This window comes from Pseudoalteromonas sp. GB43, from assembly GCF_054923805.1.
Map to the genome: position 1 here is coordinate 2,450,218 of NZ_JBPCHJ010000001.1, position 22,972 is coordinate 2,473,189.

21 protein-coding genes and 3 pseudogenes are annotated in these 22,972 nt (G+C 40.3%); 16 read left to right on the forward strand and 8 right to left on the reverse strand.

Features of this window, described 5'->3' with window-relative positions; genetic code table 11:
* Positions 1 to 11: 11 nt before the first annotated feature.
* The 9 genes and pseudogenes from ACRWSG_RS11655 to ACRWSG_RS11695 all read left to right on the forward strand — a co-directional run bounded on the left by ACRWSG_RS11655 (position 12) and on the right by ACRWSG_RS11695 (position 6,892).
* Positions 12 to 503 (forward strand): GNAT family N-acetyltransferase, encoded by a 492-nt coding sequence (locus tag ACRWSG_RS11655; protein WP_235377199.1) that lies wholly within the window; start codon positions 12 to 14, stop codon positions 501 to 503.
* 143 nt (positions 504 to 646) lie between these two features.
* A pseudogene (locus tag ACRWSG_RS11660) lies at positions 647 to 2,598 on the forward strand (sensor histidine kinase).
* Positions 2,599 to 2,633: 35 nt separating this feature from the next.
* Positions 2,634 to 3,746 carry a response regulator gene (locus ACRWSG_RS11665; protein ID WP_462166934.1) on the forward strand — a complete coding sequence of 371 codons (1,113 nt, stop codon included), beginning with the start codon at positions 2,634 to 2,636 and terminating at the stop codon, positions 3,744 to 3,746.
* A gap of 445 nt (positions 3,747 to 4,191) precedes the next feature.
* Positions 4,192 to 4,392, forward strand: a complete 201-nt coding sequence (locus ACRWSG_RS11670) for a hypothetical protein (protein WP_462166344.1) — start codon at positions 4,192 to 4,194, stop codon at positions 4,390 to 4,392.
* Positions 4,393 to 4,416: 24 nt separating this feature from the next.
* Entirely contained in the window at positions 4,417 to 4,644 is a 228-nt protein-coding gene (locus ACRWSG_RS11675) for a helix-turn-helix domain-containing protein (RefSeq protein WP_462166935.1), read from the forward strand.
* The gene (locus tag ACRWSG_RS11680; RefSeq protein ID WP_235377197.1) at positions 4,645 to 5,214 is read left to right on the forward strand and encodes a PIN domain-containing protein; all 570 of its coding nucleotides are present in this window, start codon (positions 4,645 to 4,647) and stop codon (positions 5,212 to 5,214) included. It begins immediately after the preceding gene.
* A 270-nt stretch (positions 5,215 to 5,484) separates the two neighbouring features.
* Positions 5,485 to 5,745: an RHS repeat domain-containing protein gene (locus ACRWSG_RS11685; RefSeq protein ID WP_462166345.1), complete on the forward strand. Its 261-nt coding sequence runs from the start codon at positions 5,485 to 5,487 to the stop codon at positions 5,743 to 5,745.
* A complete protein-coding gene (locus tag ACRWSG_RS11690) occupies positions 5,696 to 6,430 on the forward strand; it encodes a M91 family zinc metallopeptidase (RefSeq protein WP_462166346.1) in 735 nt (244 codons plus the stop codon). The genes ACRWSG_RS11685 and ACRWSG_RS11690 overlap by 50 nt, the downstream gene beginning before the upstream one ends.
* Before the next feature lie 285 nt (positions 6,431 to 6,715).
* On the forward strand, positions 6,716 to 6,892 hold the full coding sequence (locus ACRWSG_RS11695; protein WP_235377195.1) for a hypothetical protein: 177 nt from the start codon (positions 6,716 to 6,718) through the stop codon (positions 6,890 to 6,892).
* A gap of 168 nt (positions 6,893 to 7,060) precedes the next feature.
* Here ACRWSG_RS11695 and queG read toward each other — a convergent pair whose 3' ends face one another.
* The 7 genes and pseudogenes from queG to ACRWSG_RS11730 all read right to left on the reverse strand — a co-directional run bounded on the left by queG (position 7,061) and on the right by ACRWSG_RS11730 (position 14,418).
* On the reverse strand, positions 7,061 to 8,194 hold the full coding sequence (gene queG / locus ACRWSG_RS11700; RefSeq protein ID WP_235377232.1) for a tRNA epoxyqueuosine(34) reductase QueG: 1,134 nt from the start codon (positions 8,192 to 8,194) through the stop codon (positions 7,061 to 7,063).
* Between the two features lie 71 nt (positions 8,195 to 8,265).
* Positions 8,266 to 9,483: a methyl-accepting chemotaxis protein gene (locus ACRWSG_RS11705; RefSeq protein ID WP_199530295.1), complete on the reverse strand. Its 1,218-nt coding sequence runs from the start codon at positions 9,481 to 9,483 to the stop codon at positions 8,266 to 8,268.
* 84 nt (positions 9,484 to 9,567) lie between these two features.
* Positions 9,568 to 10,266, reverse strand: a complete 699-nt coding sequence (locus ACRWSG_RS11710) for a glycerophosphodiester phosphodiesterase (protein WP_235377194.1) — start codon at positions 10,264 to 10,266, stop codon at positions 9,568 to 9,570.
* Positions 10,263 to 11,128 (reverse strand): annotated as a pseudogene (locus ACRWSG_RS11715) (DMT family transporter). The gene ACRWSG_RS11710 and the pseudogene ACRWSG_RS11715 overlap by 4 nt, the downstream one beginning before the upstream one ends.
* A gap of 87 nt (positions 11,129 to 11,215) precedes the next feature.
* On the reverse strand, positions 11,216 to 12,673 hold the full coding sequence (locus ACRWSG_RS11720) for a polyamine aminopropyltransferase (protein ID WP_462166936.1): 1,458 nt from the start codon (positions 12,671 to 12,673) through the stop codon (positions 11,216 to 11,218).
* 57 nt (positions 12,674 to 12,730) lie between these two features.
* Positions 12,731 to 13,549, reverse strand: a complete 819-nt coding sequence (locus tag ACRWSG_RS11725; RefSeq protein ID WP_054561029.1) for a hypothetical protein — start codon at positions 13,547 to 13,549, stop codon at positions 12,731 to 12,733.
* 20 nt (positions 13,550 to 13,569) lie between these two features.
* Positions 13,570 to 14,418 (reverse strand): DUF350 domain-containing protein, encoded by an 849-nt coding sequence (locus ACRWSG_RS11730; protein ID WP_228290552.1) that lies wholly within the window; start codon positions 14,416 to 14,418, stop codon positions 13,570 to 13,572.
* A gap of 242 nt (positions 14,419 to 14,660) precedes the next feature.
* On the opposite strand from ACRWSG_RS11730, the gene ACRWSG_RS11735 reads away from it, so the two are divergent.
* The 5 genes from ACRWSG_RS11735 (at position 14,661) to rlmB (ending at position 20,495) form a co-directional block, all read left to right on the forward strand.
* Positions 14,661 to 15,365 (forward strand): tetratricopeptide repeat protein, encoded by a 705-nt coding sequence (locus ACRWSG_RS11735; protein WP_462166349.1) that lies wholly within the window; start codon positions 14,661 to 14,663, stop codon positions 15,363 to 15,365.
* 74 nt (positions 15,366 to 15,439) lie between these two features.
* Positions 15,440 to 16,525 carry a sensor histidine kinase gene (locus ACRWSG_RS11740; protein WP_209327299.1) on the forward strand — a complete coding sequence of 362 codons (1,086 nt, stop codon included), beginning with the start codon at positions 15,440 to 15,442 and terminating at the stop codon, positions 16,523 to 16,525.
* Positions 16,522 to 17,124 (forward strand): response regulator transcription factor, encoded by a 603-nt coding sequence (locus ACRWSG_RS11745; protein ID WP_462166350.1) that lies wholly within the window; start codon positions 16,522 to 16,524, stop codon positions 17,122 to 17,124. The genes ACRWSG_RS11740 and ACRWSG_RS11745 overlap by 4 nt, the downstream gene beginning before the upstream one ends.
* A gap of 145 nt (positions 17,125 to 17,269) precedes the next feature.
* Positions 17,270 to 19,756, forward strand: coding sequence for a ribonuclease R (gene rnr, locus ACRWSG_RS11750; RefSeq protein ID WP_462166351.1), 2,487 nt, complete (start codon positions 17,270 to 17,272; stop codon positions 19,754 to 19,756).
* Positions 19,749 to 20,495: a 23S rRNA (guanosine(2251)-2'-O)-methyltransferase RlmB gene (gene rlmB / locus ACRWSG_RS11755; protein WP_054561023.1), complete on the forward strand. Its 747-nt coding sequence runs from the start codon at positions 19,749 to 19,751 to the stop codon at positions 20,493 to 20,495. The genes rnr and rlmB overlap by 8 nt, the downstream gene beginning before the upstream one ends.
* Positions 20,496 to 20,564: 69 nt before the next feature.
* Here the strand turns inward: rlmB and ACRWSG_RS11760 are convergent.
* Positions 20,565 to 21,492 (reverse strand): annotated as a pseudogene (locus tag ACRWSG_RS11760) (manganese-dependent inorganic pyrophosphatase).
* Positions 21,493 to 21,643: 151 nt separating this feature from the next.
* Between ACRWSG_RS11760 and ACRWSG_RS11765 the strand changes: the two are divergent.
* Together ACRWSG_RS11765 and mutM are read left to right on the forward strand one after the other, a co-directional pair.
* Positions 21,644 to 22,135 carry a hypothetical protein gene (locus tag ACRWSG_RS11765; protein WP_462166354.1) on the forward strand — a complete coding sequence of 164 codons (492 nt, stop codon included), beginning with the start codon at positions 21,644 to 21,646 and terminating at the stop codon, positions 22,133 to 22,135.
* Positions 22,136 to 22,146: 11 nt separating this feature from the next.
* On the forward strand, positions 22,147 to 22,956 hold the full coding sequence (gene mutM, locus ACRWSG_RS11770; protein WP_166338802.1) for a bifunctional DNA-formamidopyrimidine glycosylase/DNA-(apurinic or apyrimidinic site) lyase: 810 nt from the start codon (positions 22,147 to 22,149) through the stop codon (positions 22,954 to 22,956).
* Positions 22,957 to 22,972 lie beyond the last annotated feature (16 nt).

Sequence of the window (22,972 nt, forward strand, 5' to 3'; positions counted from 1 at the left end):
TTCAGCTATTTATGACGATTCGCAAAGCAACACAAAACGATTTAACTGATATAGTCGCGATTTATAACGAGACCATCCCTGGGCGTATGGTTACCGCAGATACCGAAGAGGTGTCGGTGGCAGATAAACAAGCTTGGTTTGATAGCCATACAGAAAAAAGACCTATCTTTGTTTTTGAGCAACAAGGTAAAGTAATTGCTTGGTTAAGTTATAAGTCTTTTTATGGTCGCCCAGCTTACGATGGCACGGTTGAGATTAGTATTTACATCACCCAGCAGGCTCAAGGGCAAGGGCTAGGAAAGCAACTGCTTATATTTTCAGAACAGCATGCAAAAACACTTGATATCAAGGTGTTATTAGCTTTTATATTCAGCCACAACCTACCCAGTATAAAACTGTTTAATCGCTTTGAATACAAGGTTTGGGGAGAGCTTCCAGAAATTGCAATTATGGATGATAAAGCTTATGGCTTGACAATTTTGGGTAAGCACTTGCAACCTTAACCTTCTTAAAAAACTAGTAAAAAAATACGGTGTAAATTGTGCGGTAAAAGATTTTTAGACTACGCTAAAAAGGTCAGTTTTTATAGTGAGTCTTATTTACGGTGCGAAAAATATTAATAGTTGATAGTAATAGTGTACTTGCGATGCGTGTAAAAGTTCTACTCGAGCTTATCGGTTGCGAAGTTGAGCTATTACACTTTTCAATGATAGATGATACCGTTCTAAAACAGCAATATGATTCTCGTTGCTGCTTCACATGGGGTGCCAACAAGTATCATTGAAGAACTAATGAATGACTTTTCTCAAGAGCATTTCTTATTACTCGCACCGAAAGCACAACGCAGTGACTTACTTGAACATTTTAGTGAAATTAACCGTCTCTTACCTAACGCCGTTGTTATATATCCTTTTTTCGCAAATAAAGAGATAAGCACGCTTCTAGAGGGAATATTAGAATTAGACAGCGACAATATTCTCAAACTTCCTACTGTATTGCTCGTTGATCATTGTCCCGACCGGTTACAAAAAATAGCGCAAAACTTAAAGGGCGCGCATATCAAAACCATCACCGCTGATAACATGAGCTTTGCAATGGAGTTAATTCATGAGCATGCAATTGATTTATTGATTAGTGATTTTACTTTTGAAGATGGAACAGGGCTTGAATTGTTTATAAAGCTGAAGTCGTTGCAGCCTGAAAGTCGTTGTTTATTGTATACCTCAAAGCCTGATCAAGTTTCCATGGTTGCTGCCATTCGTCAGGGTGTTGAAGATGTTTTGATCAAACCGATTGATGATAATGGTTTATTGCAATCAGTTCATAAACTATGGCAAACAGAGCTTCTCAAACGTCATAATTCAGAACTTGTTGAAAGACTTCAGAGTACCGTTGATGCGCTTATAGAAAAGGACAGTTTATTAAGAGTTATTTTTAAGCATACTCCCGACGCTATTATTTTATTTGAACGATGCGGAAAGGTAATCGAAACTAACGATGCCTGTGAACAATTATTTGATAAACAGCACCATGAATTTGAAAGCTGTTCGGTATTTGATTTTTTTGATGCGCCTTCAATAACACGTATTAAAGAAAAAATTACGACGCTAAGTAAAAACCGCCAATTTAGCTGTGATCTAAGAATGCTTAAAAAAGATGGCAATGATATTCCATTAGTGGGATCGTTTAATGAAATAGATCATCACGGCGAGATTGCGTTAGCGGGGATCTTTAAAAACGTTACACACTTAAAAGAAAAGGAAGATTTGCTACTTGAAGCAAAAGATTTGCTTGAAGAAGAGGTAAAAGCGCGAACAGCTCAACTAGAGCACGCAAAAGATGTGGCTGAAGCTGCAAACTTAAGTAAGTCTGAATTTTTAGCGAATATGTCTCATGAACTCAGAACGCCAATGCATTCAATCTTAAGTTTTGCTCGTTTTGGACTTGATAAAGTTGCCAACAATGATCTGAGTAAAGACAAGTTAAATAAGTATTTATCGCGTATAGAACAAAGTGGTGAGCGCTTATTGTCACTGCTTAATAATTTGCTTGATTCTTTCAAAACTGGATGTTGGTAAATTTCCCTTTAATCCGCAAAAACATAACCTTAGCAGTATTATAAAAACCAGTATTGATGATGTCTCAGGGACTGCTCTTGAGAGAAATATTGCTATTCGTTTAATTGGCTTTGAGAAAAGTATTTTGCTCGATTGTGACGAAGAGCAGATAAACCAAATAATGCGCAACTTGCTTGGTAATGCACTTAAATTTAGTGAGCCAGCCAGTGAGATAGATATTCAGCTAGCTATGAATAATGAAATGGCTGAAATATCAGTAATAGATCGTGGTATAGGAATTCCAGAGTCTGAACTTGAGAAAATTTTTGCGAAGTTTGAGCAAAGTAGTAAAACCAATAGTGGTGCTGGAGGTACAGGACTTGGTTTAGCTATTTGTCGTGAATTTGTAGCCTTACATCAAGGAACGATTACGGCAAGAAATAATGAATATGGAGGTGCAACTATTTTAGTAAAGCTTCCATTGAGGATAGATCTACCTCAACACTTAGCGAGTGAAGATAGATCTGTAAAGTTAAATTAATAAAACGGAAGTGTTAGACATGGCGTTTAAAGAGAATTTTAGCCGTCGATGATGAACCATTTAACTTAGAAATAATTGAAGAGATTCTTGAAGAGCTCGACTTTGAACTGAAAATGGTCAGTAGCGGTCCAGAGTGTTTGGCAGTAGTTGAAGAGTTTGATCCTCAGGTTATTCTGCTTGATGTGAGTATGCCACAAATGAGTGGTTATGATGTTTGTCGAAAACTAAAAGAGAATCCAAATACCGAGAAAATCATCGTTATGTTTGTTTCAGCAAGAGGAACGGTTGAAGAGCGTATGGAAGGCTATTCAGTCGGAGCTGAGGACTATATAGTTAAACCATTCGGGCATGAAGAATTAAAGCTTAAACTGCAGCACTTACATCAAGTATTGATAGAAAAAGAATCGCTAGAGCAACAAGTTGAAGATGCGACTTCAACAGCATTTAATGCCATGGCGAACAGCAGTGAAATGGGGCAAATAGTCAACTATATCGAGCATATAGGTGCTATTGAAGATGAGCAAGAGCTGGGTAAAGCTCTGCTTAACTGTCTAAGCTCATTTGATTTACAAAGCAATGTTGAGTTTCGCTTAGAGTCTGGCATTGAGCACTTTTCAATTTCGGGCATGTGTTCGCCAATCGTTATTGAGTTATTTGAAATGCTCAAAAATAAAGGCCGACTCCATGAATTTTCGAATCGAATTTTAGTCAATTACGAAATGATCAGCTTACTAATCTTAAATATGCCAGACCAAGACCCTGATAAGCATGGCCGAATTCGGGATCATATTTGCTTTTTAGTCAGTGTTACAGAACAGCAGCTTAAAGCGATCATCACAAAAAAAGAATTGCTCAGACAACAGCAACAACTTAATGATGCTGTAGGTAAAGTTCACAGCAAGTTTTCGGGACTCATCGAACTTCTAAATGAAAATCGTGTAAATAACGAGGCTGTATTTAAGCAGCTTCAAGAAGACTTAGAACGACGTATACCAACCATGGGCTTAGATGAGGACCAAGAGGTTTTTATCTATCAAAAGGTCGACGAAACCATCCAAAACTCTGTTGCACGTGAAGAGTCAGTTCAGGGAGTAAAAGCGGCATTCAAAGAGATTGAAAATGATTTATCGCAATTATTAAAGCAGTAGCACTACTTATTTCGAGGTTGCTCAGTTAAAAGATTAAACACTGAACAGATCATTTCTACAGGTGGTTTCTCAAAAACGGGCTCTGAAAGTTAAGCATAACACAACGTTGATTTTTACCTTTAAGAGCTCGAAGTACTTGCTTTATTTTACTGCTATTTTTCAAATTAAATTTTATTAAATTAGGTCACGCCGATTTATCAACCACACAAGTGTATGTGCATATGAGCTTGGTCAAATTGCAAGAAGTGTATAACAACACTCACCCTGCGGCACAGCGATGAGTTATGACCCAAGGACAGGTTTTCGAATATTTCGAAAGTTGACATGTTTGCGAATATTTCGGATAATTACGTTGTGCTAAATTTTAATCAATCTCACTGATTAGGTTTGCACATAATAAAGCTCAATTATTTACAATGACAAACAGACAAATGAGACCAAAGTAATGTTGAACGTACAGTCATTGCCAAGTGCCGAAGAAATCGCCTTGGCTAAATTAAGCAGCCAAGAACTTTCAGCCGTGCTGGAAGCGAATGGTGATGTACAAAATTTTAGTGTGGTAGGTAAAGATGGTGAAACTCACTCTGTTCAATTACCTGCTAGTGCCGTTAAATTAATGATTGAAGTGCTGACTCAACTTGGTTAAGGGAACAGTGTTAATATCACACCGATACATGCTGAGTTAACCACGCAAGAAGCGGCGGATATGCTAAATATGTCACGACCCACGTTTATCAAACTACTTGATTCTGGTGACTTGCCTTATGCAAGAACTGGCAATCGTAGAAAGGTCGCGTTTGTTGATGTGATGCAATACAAACGTCAGCTTGATGAACAGCGACTTGCGACTCTTGATGAATTATCAGCACTCGATCAGGAGTTGAATTTAGGATATTAAATGACAACTTACACCGTAATTCTGGATGCATGTGTGATGTATCCAGCGCCACTTCGAAGTTATTTACTGTATTTGGCGCAAACAGGTTTGTATCGGGCGAAATGGACAGAGCAAATTCACGACGAATGGACGCGAAATTTGTTAAAAAAGCAACCATACATCTCTGAAGAGAAATTACAACGCACACGGGAGTTAATGAATCGCCATGTGCCTGATTGTGTTGTTGAAGGTTATGAGCCATTTATAGCTGGAATCGAATTACCCGATCAAGATGATCGCCATGTTGTTGCCGCTGCAATTAAAGGGCAAGCTGAAGGGATTGTGACATTTAACTTAAAAGACTTTCCAGATGAAAAACTAGCACCACTTGGGCTGTCAGCTATACATCCAGATGTGTTTTTGTCTGACATGTTTGAATTGGATCCAAGCCGAGCATTGTTGGCTGCACAAAGACAAAGGCGCTCATTGAAAAATCCACCAATGTCAGTAGATGAGTATTTAAACTCTCTACAAAAGCAAAAGTTGCCCACACTTGTTTCAAAGTTACGCCAATATGAAATGATGCTGTAATGGTTGACATAGTTATCACTAATGGCAATCATGCGGGTATGGTGTAGCAGACATACTGTTTAGTATGACACCACATAACCTAATTTTAGGTCGAGGCTGAGTCCGGTAATGATGTTCTGGCTCCAAGTTATACTTGGCGAAGGCTCCCTTGTTGGAGCCTTTGTTATTTCTAGCCCCATAAAAGTGATTTAACACTTTACCTTATTGCTGTACTCTCAAAGTTATAAAAGCTCTTTAAAACAATGCGTCAAGTTAGGCCGATTAATTCATATGAACGGTCGGGTGTACGATTATAACCTTGGGCGTTTTATGTCTGTAGACCCCGTTATTCAAAGCCCAACGAATAGCCAGAGTATTAACCCTTATTCGTACATAATGAATAATCCGCTCAGCGGTACTGACCCGACAGGGTATGAGTCCATTGACGTGTCAGGCATTCGTCCTGATTGTGGTGGTCCACTTAGCTGTTGGGATAAGCCAATTGAAAGATCAATTCAGAAAACAAAATCAGCGAAGTGGAAATACATCTAGTTCTTCTAACTCAAGTAATGGAGCGCAGCAGCAAAGTTCTGCTCAATCGTCATCAGTAGAAACCGCAGATATTGGTTCACCATCGACAACTGCAAAAGGTAATAATAGTACCAATGTAGAAAATAGTGGATTCGGAGGCAGCACACCTTCCTCCAAGGGTGAGGTGAAGAAGGATGGAGATTACACAGAAGCTAGTTACAAAGGCAAAGGGTACACACTCAATTACTCCATAGAAGGTTCTGACGAATTCAAAGCTGAGGTTGCAGGTATGTTCTCGGCACTGGGTGAGCTCACAACTGGCAAGATGATGCTAAGGGGAATCGCTCGAACAAAAGGCTCCTTACTAATAACTGAAAGTATCCGCGTAGGGATAGGCGATGATATAGAAGGGTTTGATGTGTTTTTGTCATATAGTTCAAAATGGCCTCAATTCATCGGGACTACCCTGGGTAAGCAAGAAATACGAGCAAACCCTGGGATGGTGTTTGCTCATGAATTACATCATGTCTGGGATAGATTGTCAGGTGGCAAGGCTATGAATCTCGGTAAACCAGTTGAGGGGCTGCCTGCGCGAGAGACATACGCCGTCAGATTCACAAATCGTATTCGGAAAGAGTTAAAATATGGCTACCAGCGAAATACTTACAGGAGACCAGGGAAAACATATGAAATTCCATTACGCTAAAAAAACGTTAACATCAAGCCTAATGTTGCTATCTTAACGACGAACCTTACATGTACCCCAAAAGAAAGCAAGGTTCCATTGATTGTTAAGTTGGATAAATCATTAACAGCAAAATCAAAAGAGTATGTTTTCCACTATCAGAATAACTTTTCTGGTTGGGTATTTGAATCATATCTGTTCATTGGAGAGGTTAATGGTGAATACGTTATTGTTAGTGCAGGAAGTAAACTAGCGAAAAAGACGACCTCTATCACAAAGGCTGAATACGATCGGATACGGAATAATGTGATAAGAAGTACAAGCCATAAAATTAGTAGTCCGGTTACAGAGAATCAGGAGTTCTGCCAGTATTTCGACATCGACGGTAAAAAAGGAGTTGTTTTAGATGAAGAGAATTCAGACCCTATGTTGAGGAAGCTAAGAAAAGAGCTTGATGCACTTATCATTTATCGTAATGAATGAGAAAAATAGGGTCGCGCCTAACCCATTTCCTGTTTATTGCTGAACAAAAAAAGCTTTTAGTGCGCAGTCAACCCCAGCAGAACTGAGCACTTGCTAACGGCGGACTGTGCAAAATATGTCAGTGCCACTAATTAGTGGCGCTGGCTCAAATTGTCTTGATTTAAGCTATCAAGCATCTCTGGGTAGGCCTTTTTCAACAATGCGAATTAAGCGCGCAGTTTTACGAAGCTTTAACTGGCGCTTATTTTTTTGCTGATCAAGCGCCCATTCAATATGCTCAGCGACCAAAGCGCTAGCGGTTGTTAATCTTTGCACTAAAGCCTCAATTATCTGCTCATTGTAATCAGCGTTACCTAATCCGACAGCGAGGTTCCTTAACCAGCGCTCGTGACCAATGCGGCGTATAGGGCTGCCTTCAGTATTTTTAAGAAAGGTTGCCTCATCCCAAGCAAATAAGGTCAGTAAGTCTTGATCTTTAAGTTGTTTTCTTGGATGAAAGTCAGCTTCATCGGTTAACTGACCATAGCGATTCCACGGGCAAACTAATTGGCAGTCATCACAGCCATAAACGCGATTACCTAACAGTGGGCGATACTCTTCAGGAATAGCGCCTTGCAATTCAATAGTAAGGTAAGAGATACATTTACGGGCATCGACTACATAAGGCTCGACAATCGCACCAGTTGGACACAGTGTCATACAGGCAACGCATTTACCACAGCCCTCAAAGCTATTTTCTTCATCAATAGGCAGGGGGATATCAACAAACAGCTCACCTAAGAAAAACCAAGAGCCCGCTTCTTTATTGATTAGCAAACTGTTTTTACCACGCCAGCCTAAGCCTGCTTTTTCGGCTAGTTGTCTTTCAAGCACGGGGGCTGAGTCAACAAAAGGACGAAAACCTAGCTGGCCTATATGCTGCTCTATTTGTTGGCCTAATTTTTTTAGGCGGTTGCGAATTAATTTATGATAGTCACGACCTAATGCATAGCGACTGATGTACGCTTTATCTGTTTGTTTGAGGTTCTTAGCAAAGCTTGCATCAGGCGGTAGGTAGTTCATTTTTACTGAGATGACTCGCTGCGTGCCAGGTACCAGCTCTGCGGGGCGCGCTCGCTTCATTCCATGGGCTGCCATGTATTCCATTTCACCGTGATAGCCTAAATCTAACCAGCGCTGCAGTTGAGCTTCATGTTTCGTTAGGTCAATATCAGTGATCCCGACTTCTGCAAAGCCAAGGTCTTTACCCCATTGCTTTATTTGCAGTGCGAGTTGTTCATAATCAATAGCGGGTGTTGTCACGGTCAATAAAAAAGTAGCCAAGAAGCGGCTACTTTAACATAGTTTGACTCAGAGCAGCAGTTAAAAGCCGATTACACAAAGCGTTTTAATTGCTCTTGGGTTTGTTGGCTCAGTTTGTGTGATTGTTGGCAGTCAGCGAGTGATTCATCAATCTGCTGTTTTGCTTGTTCACCCAGAGCAACTATTTGCTCAACAGTTTGATGAGTGTGGGTTTGAGTTTGCTCTAGTAAATGCACCGCACTAACAATCTGCTGTAGTTGTTGTTGGTTTTGCTCAAATTCGCTAAGCATATTACTAAAGCCTGTAGAGGTATTGCTAATCGCTGTTTCAGCTTCACTCGAGTGGTTAATTAGTTGCTCAGATTCTTTATTGGTTTCGCTAACCAGACTATTCATTTGATTAATAAAATCGGTTATTTGGCGGGTTGCGTCGTTTACTTTAACCGATAGTGATCTAACTTCATCGGCAACCACGGCAAAGCCTCGGCCAGCTTCACCTGCACGTGCCGCTTCAATTGCAGCATTCAGTGCAAGTAAATTGGTTTGGTCAGAAAACTCTTCTACCATTTTTAAAATGGCGCGAATGTTCTCGCTGTTTTCTTTTAGGCCAGACACAGTTGCTGAGAAGTTACCCAAAATTTGGCTAATCATCGCGACCTTTTTAACTAATGCTGATAACTCAGTGGCTGAGTGTTTTACAAAGTTTAAGTGCTCACTATTAACATGGTGCACGCTATCAGTGTTCGCTGAGATATTCTCAAGGCTTGAAGTTATTTGGTTACTCGAATCAGTAATGGTTTGGCTAAACTTGATTTGCTGGTGGCTCATTTCTGCGGTTTGCTGCATTGAATGAGTCATCTTTGAACTACTATCTGCACTGGCTTGTGCACTTTGGTATGTGGTGGCTAATAGATTTGCTAAATGAACTGTAAAGGTATTGTACTGCTCACTTAAATCACGAAATTCATCGTAGGTAAAATGCGGTAACTTGGCAGATAAATCTGCATCATGACGGTTGATTTGCTCAAGTGTATCGCGCATTGCTTGCACTGGGCGCACAATTAAAAAGCGCATGTAGAAAATAGTAAAAATAAAGCTCGCGATGATAACAAAGGTCATTAACCAAAATAGTCCCATGCCAACTTGTTGCTCTGACAGGCTGCTATAAAGCCAGATTAAAGTAGTAGCTTGAAACGCAAACACAAAACCTAAATTACCGACAATCTTACGTGTAAGAGTGTAAAAGAATGTTTGTTCGATAAAATTATAAATGCGCATATAGCTACTCATTAAGGTGTTGTGTTGATTCATTTTGGCGTAATTTTTTATTATTCAATGTCACATAATTCAACAGTATAGCTTAGTTTTGTTGAGTTACAGTGACTGCAGTGTCATTTGTGCATGGCACGGAAAATTAGTAAAAATACCATCTACGCCATACTCTAGCATTAATTCGATATCTTCCACTTTATCGACCGTGTAAGCATAAACTTGAAGGCCGCGTTGTTTTGCGTCAGCAACAAACTCATGGTTTATAAAGTTTTTATCTACATGAATGCTATAGGCATGCAGTTTTTGCGCAAACTCGCTGTAATTAATTGGGATAGAAGCGGTAAGTGCACCAATCTTTACCCACGGCAGTTTTTGCTTTAGCCACATCAGTTGGTGGTGATCAAATGAAGAGACTAACAGGTTATCCCGAGATATTTTCCCTGCACTGACATTTGACTCAATAAGCTCTACAAACTTGTCTAACGAAAAAGTATGTTTAAGCTCTAAATTAAGTAAAGTTTTATTACCAACCCAATCGATTGCCTGTTGTAAAGTGGGCACGCATTCGCCATTGCCTGCATCGTATTGTTGAATTTGCTCTTTTGAGCAGGCGTTTACTTTACCGCGACCTGAAGTTGTACGATCAAGCCAAGTGTCGTGAATAATCATGTAATCATCAAGGCAGCTTTGCACATCAATTTCGATGCCATCTACTGCTAAATCAACAGCGGCGATAATGGCGCTTTGAGTATTTTCTGGGTAGGTACCACTGGCACCTCTGTGAGCGAATACTTTCATCATTGCTTATACCTACGAGTCACTGACCATGTTTCATAAAAAGCGGCGCTAATAACTAGTGCGCCACCAATAAGAGTGCTAATTGAAGGTTGCTCATGCAAAATTAAAAAAGCGAAAAACGTACCGTATAAAGGCTGCAAACAGGATATCAAACCAGCGGTTGAAGCTGATAAGTTTTTTAGGCTTGCTGCAAACAGTGAATGCGGTGCTGCTGTAAAAATAACCCCTACAGTAATTAATAGCAGCCAATTTATTGTATCAACTTGTAATGGCGGTACCTCGACAAAGGCACACAGCATAATGCAGGCGATCCAAGTTTGGTAAAGCATGGTTTGTGGACGCTATATTGGCTAAAGTAACGCTTATGAACGATATTTCGAAACGCAAAAAAGAACGCAGACAAAATACCAATAGCAATACCGAGGGTGACATCATTGCCTAAGCTGGCATCAGGAATAAGTAAATAAATACCAAGCATCACCACCAAGGCGCTAAAAATATCTTTGAGCTGTGGTTTACTTCCATGAAATAAAGGCTCTAAAAATACCGTGATAACAGGGTAAGTAAAAAAGGCAATCATACCGACTGCAATACCTGCTAGTTGCATACCTGCGAAGTAGGTGAGCCAATGTATTCCAACAGTGACGCCAAGTAACAAGGCTATAAGGTAGTCACGACGCGAGTGAAGCTTAATCGCTTTGTGTTGAATTGTAAGTAAGATCAGTAAGGCACAGCCAGCAATTGCTGTTCGGTAAACGGTAATATCTAATGCACTTAGGCTGACTAGTTTAGCGAATAATGCAGTCCCCCCAAATAGGAGTACTGCAATATGTAAGTATATTAGGCTCTGTTTGTGCGCCTGCATTACAAACCTTGTTATTGTTGTTATTAACTCTCTTTGTAACGGTAATCCTTTACTTTGTAAACTCCCCAAATGGGCTAATCCATTCGTTTAGTTCCAATATTTCCACCCCTGCAAGTAATAGTGCAGTACATTCGGCTCATCAAGCGTCGATACTTTTTCATTGTTAGCGCTAATATCCGGCGTAAAAATAAACAATTGTGCGTCATTTTCTGGGCGGTAAAAGCGGGTTTTAATTGGCAATACTTGTTGGTTACTACACATCAAGTTGCAAGCCATAACAAATCCCCATTCGCCAAAAGAGGGCACATTCAAATGGTAAGGCAAAGTATGAGCAAAGCCTGCTGCACTGAGCGTGTTGTTGATAGACCAAAATGCCTGTTTTGCAAAAAATGGACTGGTGGCTTGGGTGACCACAATTCCGTTATTTGGCAGTCGTGTTTTTACTAGTTGATAAAACTGCTGACTGTAGAGCCGTGCAAGATTGATTGCTTTTGGATCGGGTAAATCAATAAAAATAATATCGAACAGTTGTTCGCTTTGCTCAACAAATACATAGGCATCTTGATGAATAATTGTCGCTTTAGGATCACTCAGTGAGTGTTGATTAAGTGTTGTGAGGTTGTGATTAGTTTGCGCAAGCCTAGCTACTGCAGGGTCTAAATCGACTAGAGTAACAGACTCAATTTGCGGGTATTTCAAAAGCTCTCTGGCTGCCAAGCCATCACCACCACCTAAAATTAGAATACGTTTTGCATTACCATGGCGCACCATAGCGGGATGAATAAGCGCTTCGTGATAGCGATACTCATCAATCGATGAAAACTGTAAGCCACCGTTTAAATAAAGCCGAATATCATCTTTATGACGAGTGAGTACAATTTGCTGATAGGGCGTTTGCTCTGAATGTACAACACGATCATCGTAGATTTGGCTTTGCCAAAGATGGGTGAGCTGTTTACTCGCAAATAAACAAAGCACTAATACTGAGCTGACTAAAACTAAAGTGAGCCTAAGCACTTTTCGACGATTTGGGCTGATATGGTCGATAAAGTACCACAGCAATAACAGCGCAATACTTAGATTCATTAAGCCAAAACTTAACGCTGTTTTAAAAACCCCAAGCCAAGGTAAAAATAGAAAAGGAAACAGTAAAGTCGCAAGTAGGGCGCCAAAGTAGTCAATAGATAACACATTGGCGAGGTTTGCTTTTAGCGCATAATGTTTTTCCATTAGGCGACTTAACAGCGGAATTTCTAAACCAATCAAAATCCCTATTAGCGTGGTGAGTAAAATACTAATTGCTTGCAGCGGTAAACCAAACGCATAACAGAAATACAGCAAGGGCACACTCAAACCACCAAGTAGCGCAAGCGCTAACTCAAAGCCAATAAAATACACCAGCAATGGCTTATCAGGCACAAAACGCGAAAAATAAGAGCCAACCCCCATTGCCGCCATATAGACGCCAATCGTCAGGGAAAATTGGGTGATGCTATCACCCAAAAAGTAGGCACCGGTAGTTGCGATCAGCAGCTCATAAATAATAGAGCAAACGTTGCAACAAAAATGCTAAACAGTAAAATGTGGCTTTCGCGAATTGATTTATTTACCACCTGGGCCGCCTCGTGAACGGAAACCTGCACTGCCAATACTTTGCTCACGCAATTGTTTATCAACGCTTATCGTGAGGTGGTGATAGGAGTAAACTTGCCAATCTTGCTCTTTGTCACCTTTGCTATATGCCAAGAAGGAAAAGAAGAGCACGGGTGCTAAAAACAGTAACACAATAGGCCAAACAGAGATGCGCGATTCCATTGCTTTTATAGCCTCAGGGTTTAACTTATTGATTGGTTTATAAGTAATATCGGAGCCTTCACGCTCAGCTTCTAAACGATGCAGCATTACAAATAGCGCTACACCGCCGATGAAGCCAGAAATCCATAACAGCGGTAACATGAAATTACTGTTACCTTTGATTGGGATAATACGAAACGTATAACTAAAATGTTCGGCACGCTTATTTGGGCCAAACGTACTACTGACGTAGGCGCTATATTGCCCCTTCTTAGGGAAGTGGACATCGTGATGAGTATAATCACGGTACTCAGTCCATTTACCATCTGAATCGTGTCCGGTTTCTGCCCAAAGTTCATCAGAGTAACTAAATAAGTAGTTACCATCAGGGTCAAAAATTTCGATATCAATGGCTTTCCATGAGTTTAAAGGCAGTCTGCCTTTAATTTCTAAGCGCATCATTTGGCCATCTTCTGGCACTGTAAATAGGTAAGGTTTGTCTTGTCCGTCGTAGTCTTTAAAGTTGCCATATTGGCCACTAATAAGTGGCGCTTGTAGATCTGCACGTATCACTAAGCAAACAACAAATGTGATAGCGGCAATAATAAAAAGCTTATAGATGTTCATCCATTACTCCATAAATAAGCTTAAATAGCGATAGTGATGATAACAGCAACACAGATTGCAATGCTGCTTTCAATAACCGCAACGGCGGTGTTTTTGTCGTGCATTGCTTGGTCGAGTGAAATTTTACTAAAGATAATTTTATCAACGAGATAACGCACAATTGGTAAAATTAAAAAGCCAAATAATGCGTCAATAAAGAATAAGCTTAAGCTTTGTTGCCAGCTATGAAAGCCACCAATGAGCGCATGACACAAGATAATAGCTAGCGCCAACATGGTGCCAGAAAAGCTAAGCGCTACGGCTTTGTTACCTTTTTCGAGCTGTTCGTGAAGATTAAAAGCAGTGAGGTGATCATAGCCTTTGGCAAAAATGATCAGCATTAGTTGCCCTAAAAAATAAAACACTATGGCCGATAACCAGCTGCCTTCACCGGTTAATGCGCCACCAATGATCAGTGCTGCGGCCATATAGTTTGCTGCTTGTACTAAGCCCACAGCCTCATTTTGTTGGTTAATTAATTGCTCTTGGTTACAGAACAAACGCAGCAGTAACTTGTCATTCAAAATACGTGAGCAGGTTAGCAGCACCATACCTAATACACTGTACAGTGATACATTCATCAAATCGCTTAGCAAACCTTGACTAGGCCCAGCTAAAACAAAGCCATAAATAATGGTAATTGCCCCTAAATAGCCACCAATAGATAAACCTAAAGCACTGTTGGCATTGTCGGTTAATTGGCTGGTGGTGTTATAAGGGGTTGCTAAGTTATACGACAGTTTTGCAACGGCTATAATCGCAATGAATAGACCAATGTAGGCGCTGTTATAGGCCATCGTTGCGAGGTAATGGGTTAAGTTAATATCCATATAATTATGTTAGCTTGTTGTTATTTTCCGAAAATATTAACACAGAGTGTTTGCTGCAAAGAATATCAACGCTTCATTTTTGGCAGAATTAATCAATTTCTTAAAAATTTCATAGCTTTTTTATGACAATTGTCATGATGTATTGCTTACAAATGTCGTTAAAAACTCATTCTTTTTTAAGTAACACTATACCTGTACCGATACATGTCGGTTTGTCATTCATTAATATAAAGGGTATAGCTATGAATCTAATTACTAAAAATATTTACGCGTTATTCGCTGCGGCAATTACATTTAACACAAATTACGTATTTGCTGAACAAAGTACTATAGATAGTATTGAACTTGCATCTCAACAGCATAACTTGTCAGAACTTACCGAAATAGCAAAAAATGCAGCAGGGTATGATGCAGCGCTTGTGAATTATCGCCTTGCTATTGCACATAATATCATGGGTGAAACTGAAAAAGCGCTTGCCTTACTTGATATTGCACAAGCAGCGCTTTTAGACGATAAACTTGACGCAGATAAAAGTGAGGCAAACGCATTGCTTGCTCAAGTGTATGGTTATCGTATTTCGATTAAACCTATTACAGGTTTTTACTACGGCATTAAATCGAACAATGCGTTAAATAATGCGGTGCAAATTGACAAAAGTAATCCTCGTGCTCATCTAGTTAAAGGCATAATTGCTTTAAACACACCTAGCATGTTTGGTGGAAGTAAACAGCAAGCGCTAAGCTCATTGAATGCGTCTCTTATTCACTATCAAAATGATAATAATGATGGTTATAAATGGGGGCAGGCGGAAGCATATGTCTGGCGTGGGTTAACATATTTAGCACTAAATGATGTGCAAAAAGCAGTGCAAGATTGGCAAACATCACTTGACCTTGCACCAAACTATACATGGCCTAAAATTTTGATAAATAACAATAAGCAGTAACTAATCGTGGGCAGCCATATGCTGCCCAAGTTTAGATAAGATTTAAAAAAGCCAAAAAATGGGATTGAGCATAAATGAAAAGTGATAGTTTTAGACAAAGCTTAGCAATTGAAAAAAAGCCTTACTGGGTCTGGGGGCCACTTGTTTTTTCAAGTTTTTATTTTTTACCGTTGATTCTAAGTTTTGAGCAATTCGCAGCTTTAGATATTTTTATTATAGTTATGATATATATAACTTTTATTTTTTACTATGTTAAAGCTGCTAACGCAAAAGGTGAAGATGCGCTCATTCCAGTGTCTATAATTGTTATTATCGCAACTTTTGGTACATATTTAACTCTTGGAACACAAACTTTATTTGGCTTTGCTTGCTATTTTTTTGGGTTCAACTTTAGACAAAAAAAAGGCGTTTTAGGGCTAGTTGCTGTTGCTTTGAGTATTTTTCTCGCGGTGTATTTATTTGATTTGAATAATCCATACTTTATTGCGCCAGCACTCATTATTAGCATTGCACTTTATTTTATGGGGCGTGCTGAGAGGCGTGAACGAATACATCAGTTAAGTGAACAAAAAAGTCAATATCAAATAGAACAGTTGGCAATGATTGCTGAACGTGAACGCATTGCACGAGATCTTCATGATTTAGCTGGCCACAGTCTATCGTCGATTGCTCTAAAAGCAGAACTAGCCGAAAAGTTAATTGTTAATGATAACGTTGAGCAAGCACAGAGTGAAATAAAGCAAGTGGCGGCCATTAGCCGAGATTTACTCAGTGATATTCGTAAAGCAGTAACAAATATGAAACAGTTTAACCTCACTAAACAGTTAGAGTTTTTGCAAGAAGAGCTAACACAAAATGGCTTTAATGTAATAGTAAACAATGAATTAACAAACTTATCGACAGCAACACAAAAAACCGTATCGCTTATTGTTACTGAGGCTTGCACTAATATTTTAAGGCATAGTAAAGGGAATGAAGTTTTAATTGATATTAGTAAGGAACTAATATCAATTAAGGATAACGGTATAGTAACCACATTTAAAAGTGGCAATGGCATTAATGGCATTAAGCAGCGTACTGAAGCACTTGGCGGAGAGCTTATTGTGGAAAATAAAAAAGGGTTTAACCTGACTATGAATTTTCGAGCGAATTTATCATGATTAATTTACTGATTGTTGAAGATCAGCAAATGGTTAGGGAAGCAATTAGTGCGCTTGTTGGACTTGATCCATTTATTAATGTCGTTGGGCAAGCAGAGGATGGCAAAGCTGCACTTAAATTTATTGAACAAAATAAGATTGATATGGTGTTATCAGATATTGAAATGCCCAATATGTCAGGCATCGAATTGGTAGAAATACTGAGTAAGCGTCATTCTGATATTAAAACCATGATAATAACTACATTTTCAAAAGCAGGTTACATAAAACGTGCTATGAAAGCAGATGTTCGCGCCTTTATTTTAAAGGAAGCGCCATCAGAGCATTTAATTAATGCAATAAAATCAGTCAATCAAGGCCGAAGAGTCATTGATCCCGAACTTGCTTTACTTGCATTATCTGACACTGATCCATTGACTAATAAAGAACGCAAAGCATTAAAATTAGCCGCTGATGGCTTAAAAACTCAAGATATTGCAAAAGCATTGTTTTTATCAGAAGGGACGGTTAGAAATTATCTTTCAGAAGCAATGAGTAAACTAAATGCGGTAAACCGAGTAGATGCTGCTCGCATAGCAAGACAAAAAGGGTGGTTATAAGGTCCTTAATTTTGCTATTAAATTATTGAGCAATTTGAGTGCGAAAACAGGTTTAATTAATTTCTTAAAAGTTTCATAGCTTTTGCCTGTCTCATTGTTAGGTTATGGGTTAAAATAACAACATAACCAACTAACAAGATAGTGAATGTCAAAACAGGATCCAAATCTCAGTCGAGAACAAGAAAAGTACGAAAACCCCGTCCCTAGCCGTGAGTTTATACTTACTCACTTAGAATCTCGTGCCAAACCAGCAAACTTCACACAACTTTGTGATGAATTACATGTGAATGATACAGAGCGTCAAATTGCGTTCAAACGTCGTTTACGTGCTATGGAGCGCGATGGTCAACTGTATTTCAATAAGTTTAAATGCTACGCATTGATTGATGAATCTGGCTTGGTTAAAGGTAAGGTCATTGGTCATCGTGACGGATTCGGCTTTTTAGAAGTTGAAGGTGAGAGTAAAGATTGGTTTATCGCCAAGCACCAAATGAATATGGTGTTGCACGGTGACATTGTGCTTGCTAAAGGCAATCGCAAAGGCGCTAGCGGCAAATGCGAAGCACGTATCATTAAGGTATTAACCAATGAACGTGCACCGATTGTTGGCCGCTATTTTGTTGAGCATGGTATTGCAGTTGTTGTGGCTGAAGACCCACGCATAACGCAAGACATTATGATACTACCGGGTAGTGAAAATGGCGCGCGCCACAACCAAATGGTGCAGGTGCAAATTACCCAAAACCCTAGCCGACATATGAATGCGGTAGGTAAAGTCACTGAGGTACTAGGTGAGCACTTAGCACCGGGTATGGAAATTGAAGTTGCACTACGCAATCACGATATTCCTCATGTGTGGCCAGAAGCGGTTGAAAAGCAAGTTGCTCATTTAGGTGAGTTTGTTGATGAACAAGCAAAGCAAGGTCGTGTTGATTTACGTGACTTACCGCTGGTGACCATTGACGGTGAAGATGCCCGTGACTTTGATGATGCCGTTTATTGTGAGCGCAAGCCTTCAGGTGGTTGGCGTTTATGGGTGACCATTGCCGATGTGTCGCACTATGTAGGAATGAACACGCCTCTGAATAAAGAAGCGATCGAGCGTGGTAACTCAGTGTACTTCCCTGAGCAAGTTATTCCGATGCTGCCAAAAGTGTTATCGAATGGCCTATGCTCATTAAACCCGAAAGTTGACCGCTTGTGTATGGTTGCTGAGATGACAGTATCAGAAGCAGGTAAGTTGTCTGGGTATAAATTTTACGAAGCGGTGATGAATTCACACGCTCGTTTTACTTACACGAAAGTGAATGCGATTTTACAAGGCGATGAAAAGCTGCGTGAAGAGTATGCCGAGATGGTGCCACATTTAACTGACTTACAGCAAATGTATATGGCACTCAAAGCTGCTCGCCAAGAGCGTGGTGCGATTGAGTTTGAAACCTTAGAAACGCGTTTTGTGTTTAATGCACATCGTAAGATTGAATCAATCGTGCCAGTGGTTCGTAATGATGCACACAAACTTATCGAAGAGTGCATGATTTTAGCGAACGTATCGGCAGCCCGACTATTAGAAAAGCACGAGGCAAGTGCGCTTTATCGTGTGCATGATGAGCCTGATGCTGAAAAGCTTGGTTTCTTCAGAAACTTTTTATCAGAGCTGGGTATCGAAACCGCGATTTCTGATGAGCCAACACCAAAAGAAATCACTCACGTGTTAACTAAATTAGGCGACCGCCCAGAAGCTGAGCTTATTCAAACCATGTTGCTTCGTTCAATGAAGCAAGCGGTGTATCAGCCAGATAACATTGGCCACTTTGGTTTAGCTTTACCGGCGTATGCCCACTTTACGTCGCCTATTCGTCGTTATCCTGATTTAGTGGTGCACCGTGCAATTAAAGCTGTACTTAAAGCGCAAGGTCAGCAAACATCGGGTGAGTATGCCTACACTGATGACGAAGTTGATATTTTAGGTGAGCAGTGCTCAACCACTGAACGCCGTGCTGATGATGCGACTCGTGAAGTCGCAGATTGGCTTAAATGTGAATTTATGCAAGACCATGTTGGTGACGAATTTGGTGGGGTGATCTCATCGGTAACTAACTTTGGTCTATTTGTACGCTTAGATGATTTACAAATCGACGGTATGATCCATGTAACTAACCTAGGCAATGAGTACTTCCATTACGATGGTGCTAAGCATTGCTTGATTGGTGAAAAAACGCACACCGTTTATCGTTTAGGCGATAAATTAACGGTTCAGGTGTCATCTGTCAGTCTTGATGAGCGACGCATAAACTTAGTGTTAGCAGGTGAAGCGCAACAAGACCGTTATGCGCGTCGTCGTGGCCGTAGTGCTCCTGCTAAACCAAGTGTTCGTGCCCAGCTCAAAGCAGGTAAAATTCCTGGTAAAAAAGCGCAGTCAGGCAGCTTTGAGGCAAAATCAGGCGACAAAGAGAATGAAAAACGTGGCAAGTCTTCACCTTCTAAAGGGCGTAAAAAGCCTAATAGTAAACAAGCTGATGCTGTAAAAGCTGGCAAAAAGAAGAGTAAGAAAAAAGCCACCAAAAAGGCAAAAAGACCGGGTAAGAATGCCCGTAAACGTAATGACCAGGAGCAAATAATACGTGAGTAATGAATTAATTTTTGGTTTTCACTCAGTTGAAGCAATATTAGCAAAAGAGCCTGAGCGCTTTTTAGAAATATACGCTTTAAAAGGACGTGAAGATAAACGCTTAAACCCGGTTATTGACCAAGCACGTAAATTCGGTATTTCTGTACAATTTATGCAGCGTAAAGCGCTTGATAATAAAGCAAATGGTGAGCAGCACCAAGGCATTATCGCTAATGTAAAAGCGGCGCGCATGTATAACGAAAAAGATCTAGATGAGATCATTGCCCGTGAAGAAACGCCTTTCTTACTGGTGCTTGATGGCATAACAGATCCGCATAACTTAGGTGCCTGTTTACGTAGTGCAGATGCTGCGGGCGTGCACGCGATTATCGTTCCTAAAGATAAGTCTGCAAAACTCAACGGCACAGCGCGTAAAGTCGCATGCGGTGCAGCAGAAACAGTGCCATTGGTACAAGTCACCAATCTTGCGCGTACGCTACGTGAAATTAAAGATGCTGGCGTTTGGGTTGTCGGCACTGCCGGTGAAACAGATACAGAGTTATTTGATGCAAATCTAACAGGGCCAATGGCTGTTGTTATGGGTGCTGAAGGGGATGGTATGCGCCGTCTTACACGTGAGCATTGTGATTTATTAGTTAAAATCCCAATGGCTGGTTCGGTATCTAGTTTAAATGTGTCAGTTGCGACCGGTATTTGTTTATTTGAAGTGTTACGTCAGCGTAATGCAACGCAAATCTAACTACCGCGAAAATTTCAGACACAAAAAAAGCCGATGTAACATCGGCTTTTTTGTATCTAACAGTTCTGATTAGATTTTTGCAAAAGCGTCTTGTAGTGGTGGTACTACTTGCTTCTTACGGCTTAATACGCCATCTAACCATACGCGACCGTCTTCTGATTTAACATCATAGGCAGCTTCGATTACTGATACGTCATCAGACGCAATTAGCATTTCAGAGCCTTCTTTCATGATATCAGTTAACAGGAGTAATACTGAGTGGCGACCGCCTTCTTCTTTAAGCTTTGCGATGTCAGCTTCAAGATCTGCTTTGATCTCATCAAATACAGCAAGGTCGATAACTTCTAGCTGCGCCAATACCTACTAGCTTACCGTTCATGTTGAAGTCTTTGAAATCACGCATTACTAAATCACGTGCAGGCGTGCCTTCAACTGCTGATTTAACCTTGAACATTTCCATGCCAAGTTCTTTGAAATCTTCGATGCCAGCGATTTCAGCAAGTGCTTCAACACATTTGATATCAGCTGTTGTACACGTTGGTGATTTAAAGATTACAGTGTCGCTTAAGATAGCGCATAACATGATGCCTGCGATATCTTTTGGAATCTCTACGTTGTAGAAGTCATACATCATTTTGATGATAGTGTTTGAACAACCCACAGGGCGGATCCAACACTCAAGTGGTGTTGATGATGTTAAGTCGCCTAGTTTGTGGTGATCAACAACACCTACAACGCGTGCTTCATCGATGTCATCAGGTGCTTGTGTTTTTTCTGTGTGGTCAACGATATAAACGTCTTCGCCTGCGTAGCTAAGTTTTAGCTCAGGTGCTTCGAAACCGAATTTATCTAGGATAAATTGTGTTTCAGGTGATACTTCACCTAAACGCGTCGGGATCGCAGGTTCATTGATCTGGTTTTTTAAGTAAGCAAGCGCAATTGCACCGCAAATTGAATCTGAATCAGGGATCTTATGACCCACTACATACATTGACATTGACGGAACTCCTTTAAATTTGGCGGATATTTTAGCAAAGTATCGACAGATTGATACATAACAGACATGAAATTTTGTTGATCAATTACAACTGCCAATTAATGTCCTTTTTGGTTACACTTTAAGATATTGAAAACTGAGGAAGATACTGATGCGTTTGAGCCGAAAAGCATGGAATAATGTGGTGATTATTTCGATGCTATTGATGATTTTTTTCTTCAATGATTTACATAAAAAGCTCAATACACAGCCTGTTGAAGAAGGAGTGCAAGCGTTACTCCCAGAGCAAAGCTTTATTTTAGCAATGGCATTTCCAGAATTAAAAATCGAGCGTATCGGCACCTCTTGGCGTAGCCAATCACTGCAAGAAACCACATGGCAAGGCGATGAGCAGCAGCTCGAACAACTCGTTGAACTTTGGCAACATCAAAAACTGACTATTGCCAGTCTCCCTGTTAGTAAAATTTCACAGACATCGGCTGATTATGTTGCCTCCGTGTGGCTAGCTGGGGAGCAGTTGCCAGCGGTGTATCAGTTGTACAACATAGATCAGCAATACTATTTATTAGATAAGCGGTTACAACGAGTATTTGAGCTTGAACAAGCTGATGCTGCTAAGTTATTTCCGTTATACCCGTTTTAAGAGAGTCACAGATGCCTGAATTACCAGAAGTTGAAGTTAGCCGTTTGGGAATAACGCCGCATGTGCTTAACCAAACAGTGACCAAAGTAAATATTCATAACGCCAGTATGCGTTGGCCTGTGCCTGATGATGTATATCAATTACAAGGACTTAAAGTTACCTCAGTAGAGCGTAGAGCAAAATATTTATTACTCGGTTGTGAGCTGGGTAGTGTTATTTTGCACTTAGGAATGTCGGGCAACTTACGAGTTGTGAGTGCTGATGAGCCATTAAAAAAGCACGACCATATCGAATTTATTTTAGCCTCAGGTAAAGCGCTAAGACTCAACGACGCGCGTCGCTTTGGTGCCTGTTTGTGGCAAGCGCCAGGCGAATGTCATACCTTGTTAACCAAACTCGGGCCGGAGCCACTTACCGATGAGTTCGCTGCAAAGCGTGTTTACGAACAGTCTAGAAATAAAAAAGTACCGATAAAACAGTTTATTATGGATAACGCGGTGGTAGTTGGTGTGGGTAATATCTATGCCAATGAGTCGTTATTTAAGGCCGGAATTCACCCGAAACGAGAAGCCGGCAAGGTGTCTTTAAAGCGTTATCAGCAATTAGTGCCTATTATTAAAGAAACACTTGCTGCGGCTATCACGCAAGGCGGCACAACATTAAAAGATTTTGCTCAAAGTGATGGTAAGCCTGGTTATTTTGCCCAGCAATTACTGGTTTATGGTCGCAAAGGTGAGCCATGTGTCAATTGTAAAGAGCCATTAAAAGAAATTAGGTTAGGACAAAGAAGCACTGTGTACTGCTCTAATTGTCAAAAATAACATTGAAGAAGCACGC

Excerpts from the sequence above, each read along its gene's own strand:
- ACRWSG_RS11655 (WP_235377199.1), top strand. The coding sequence starts at position 12 with ATGACGATTCGCAAAGCAACACAAAACGATTTAACTGATATAGTCGCG.
- ACRWSG_RS11670 (WP_462166344.1), top strand. The coding sequence starts at position 4,192 with ATGTTGAACGTACAGTCATTGCCAAGTGCCGAAGAAATCGCCTTGGCT.
- ACRWSG_RS11680 (WP_235377197.1), top strand. The coding sequence starts at position 4,645 with ATGACAACTTACACCGTAATTCTGGATGCATGTGTGATGTATCCAGCG.
- ACRWSG_RS11685 (WP_462166345.1), top strand. The coding sequence starts at position 5,485 with ATGAACGGTCGGGTGTACGATTATAACCTTGGGCGTTTTATGTCTGTA.
- ACRWSG_RS11705 (WP_199530295.1), bottom strand. The coding sequence starts at position 9,483 with ATGAGTAGCTATATGCGCATTTATAATTTTATCGAACAAACATTCTTT.
- ACRWSG_RS11710 (WP_235377194.1), bottom strand. The coding sequence starts at position 10,266 with ATGATGAAAGTATTCGCTCACAGAGGTGCCAGTGGTACCTACCCAGAA.
- ACRWSG_RS11725 (WP_054561029.1), bottom strand. The coding sequence starts at position 13,549 with ATGAACATCTATAAGCTTTTTATTATTGCCGCTATCACATTTGTTGTT.
- ACRWSG_RS11730 (WP_228290552.1), bottom strand. The coding sequence starts at position 14,418 with ATGGATATTAACTTAACCCATTACCTCGCAACGATGGCCTATAACAGC.
- ACRWSG_RS11735 (WP_462166349.1), top strand. The coding sequence starts at position 14,661 with ATGAATCTAATTACTAAAAATATTTACGCGTTATTCGCTGCGGCAATT.
- ACRWSG_RS11740 (WP_209327299.1), top strand. The coding sequence starts at position 15,440 with ATGAAAAGTGATAGTTTTAGACAAAGCTTAGCAATTGAAAAAAAGCCT.
- ACRWSG_RS11745 (WP_462166350.1), top strand. The coding sequence starts at position 16,522 with ATGATTAATTTACTGATTGTTGAAGATCAGCAAATGGTTAGGGAAGCA.
- rnr (WP_462166351.1), top strand. The coding sequence starts at position 17,270 with ATGTCAAAACAGGATCCAAATCTCAGTCGAGAACAAGAAAAGTACGAA.
- ACRWSG_RS11765 (WP_462166354.1), top strand. The coding sequence starts at position 21,644 with ATGCGTTTGAGCCGAAAAGCATGGAATAATGTGGTGATTATTTCGATG.
- mutM (WP_166338802.1), top strand. The coding sequence starts at position 22,147 with ATGCCTGAATTACCAGAAGTTGAAGTTAGCCGTTTGGGAATAACGCCG.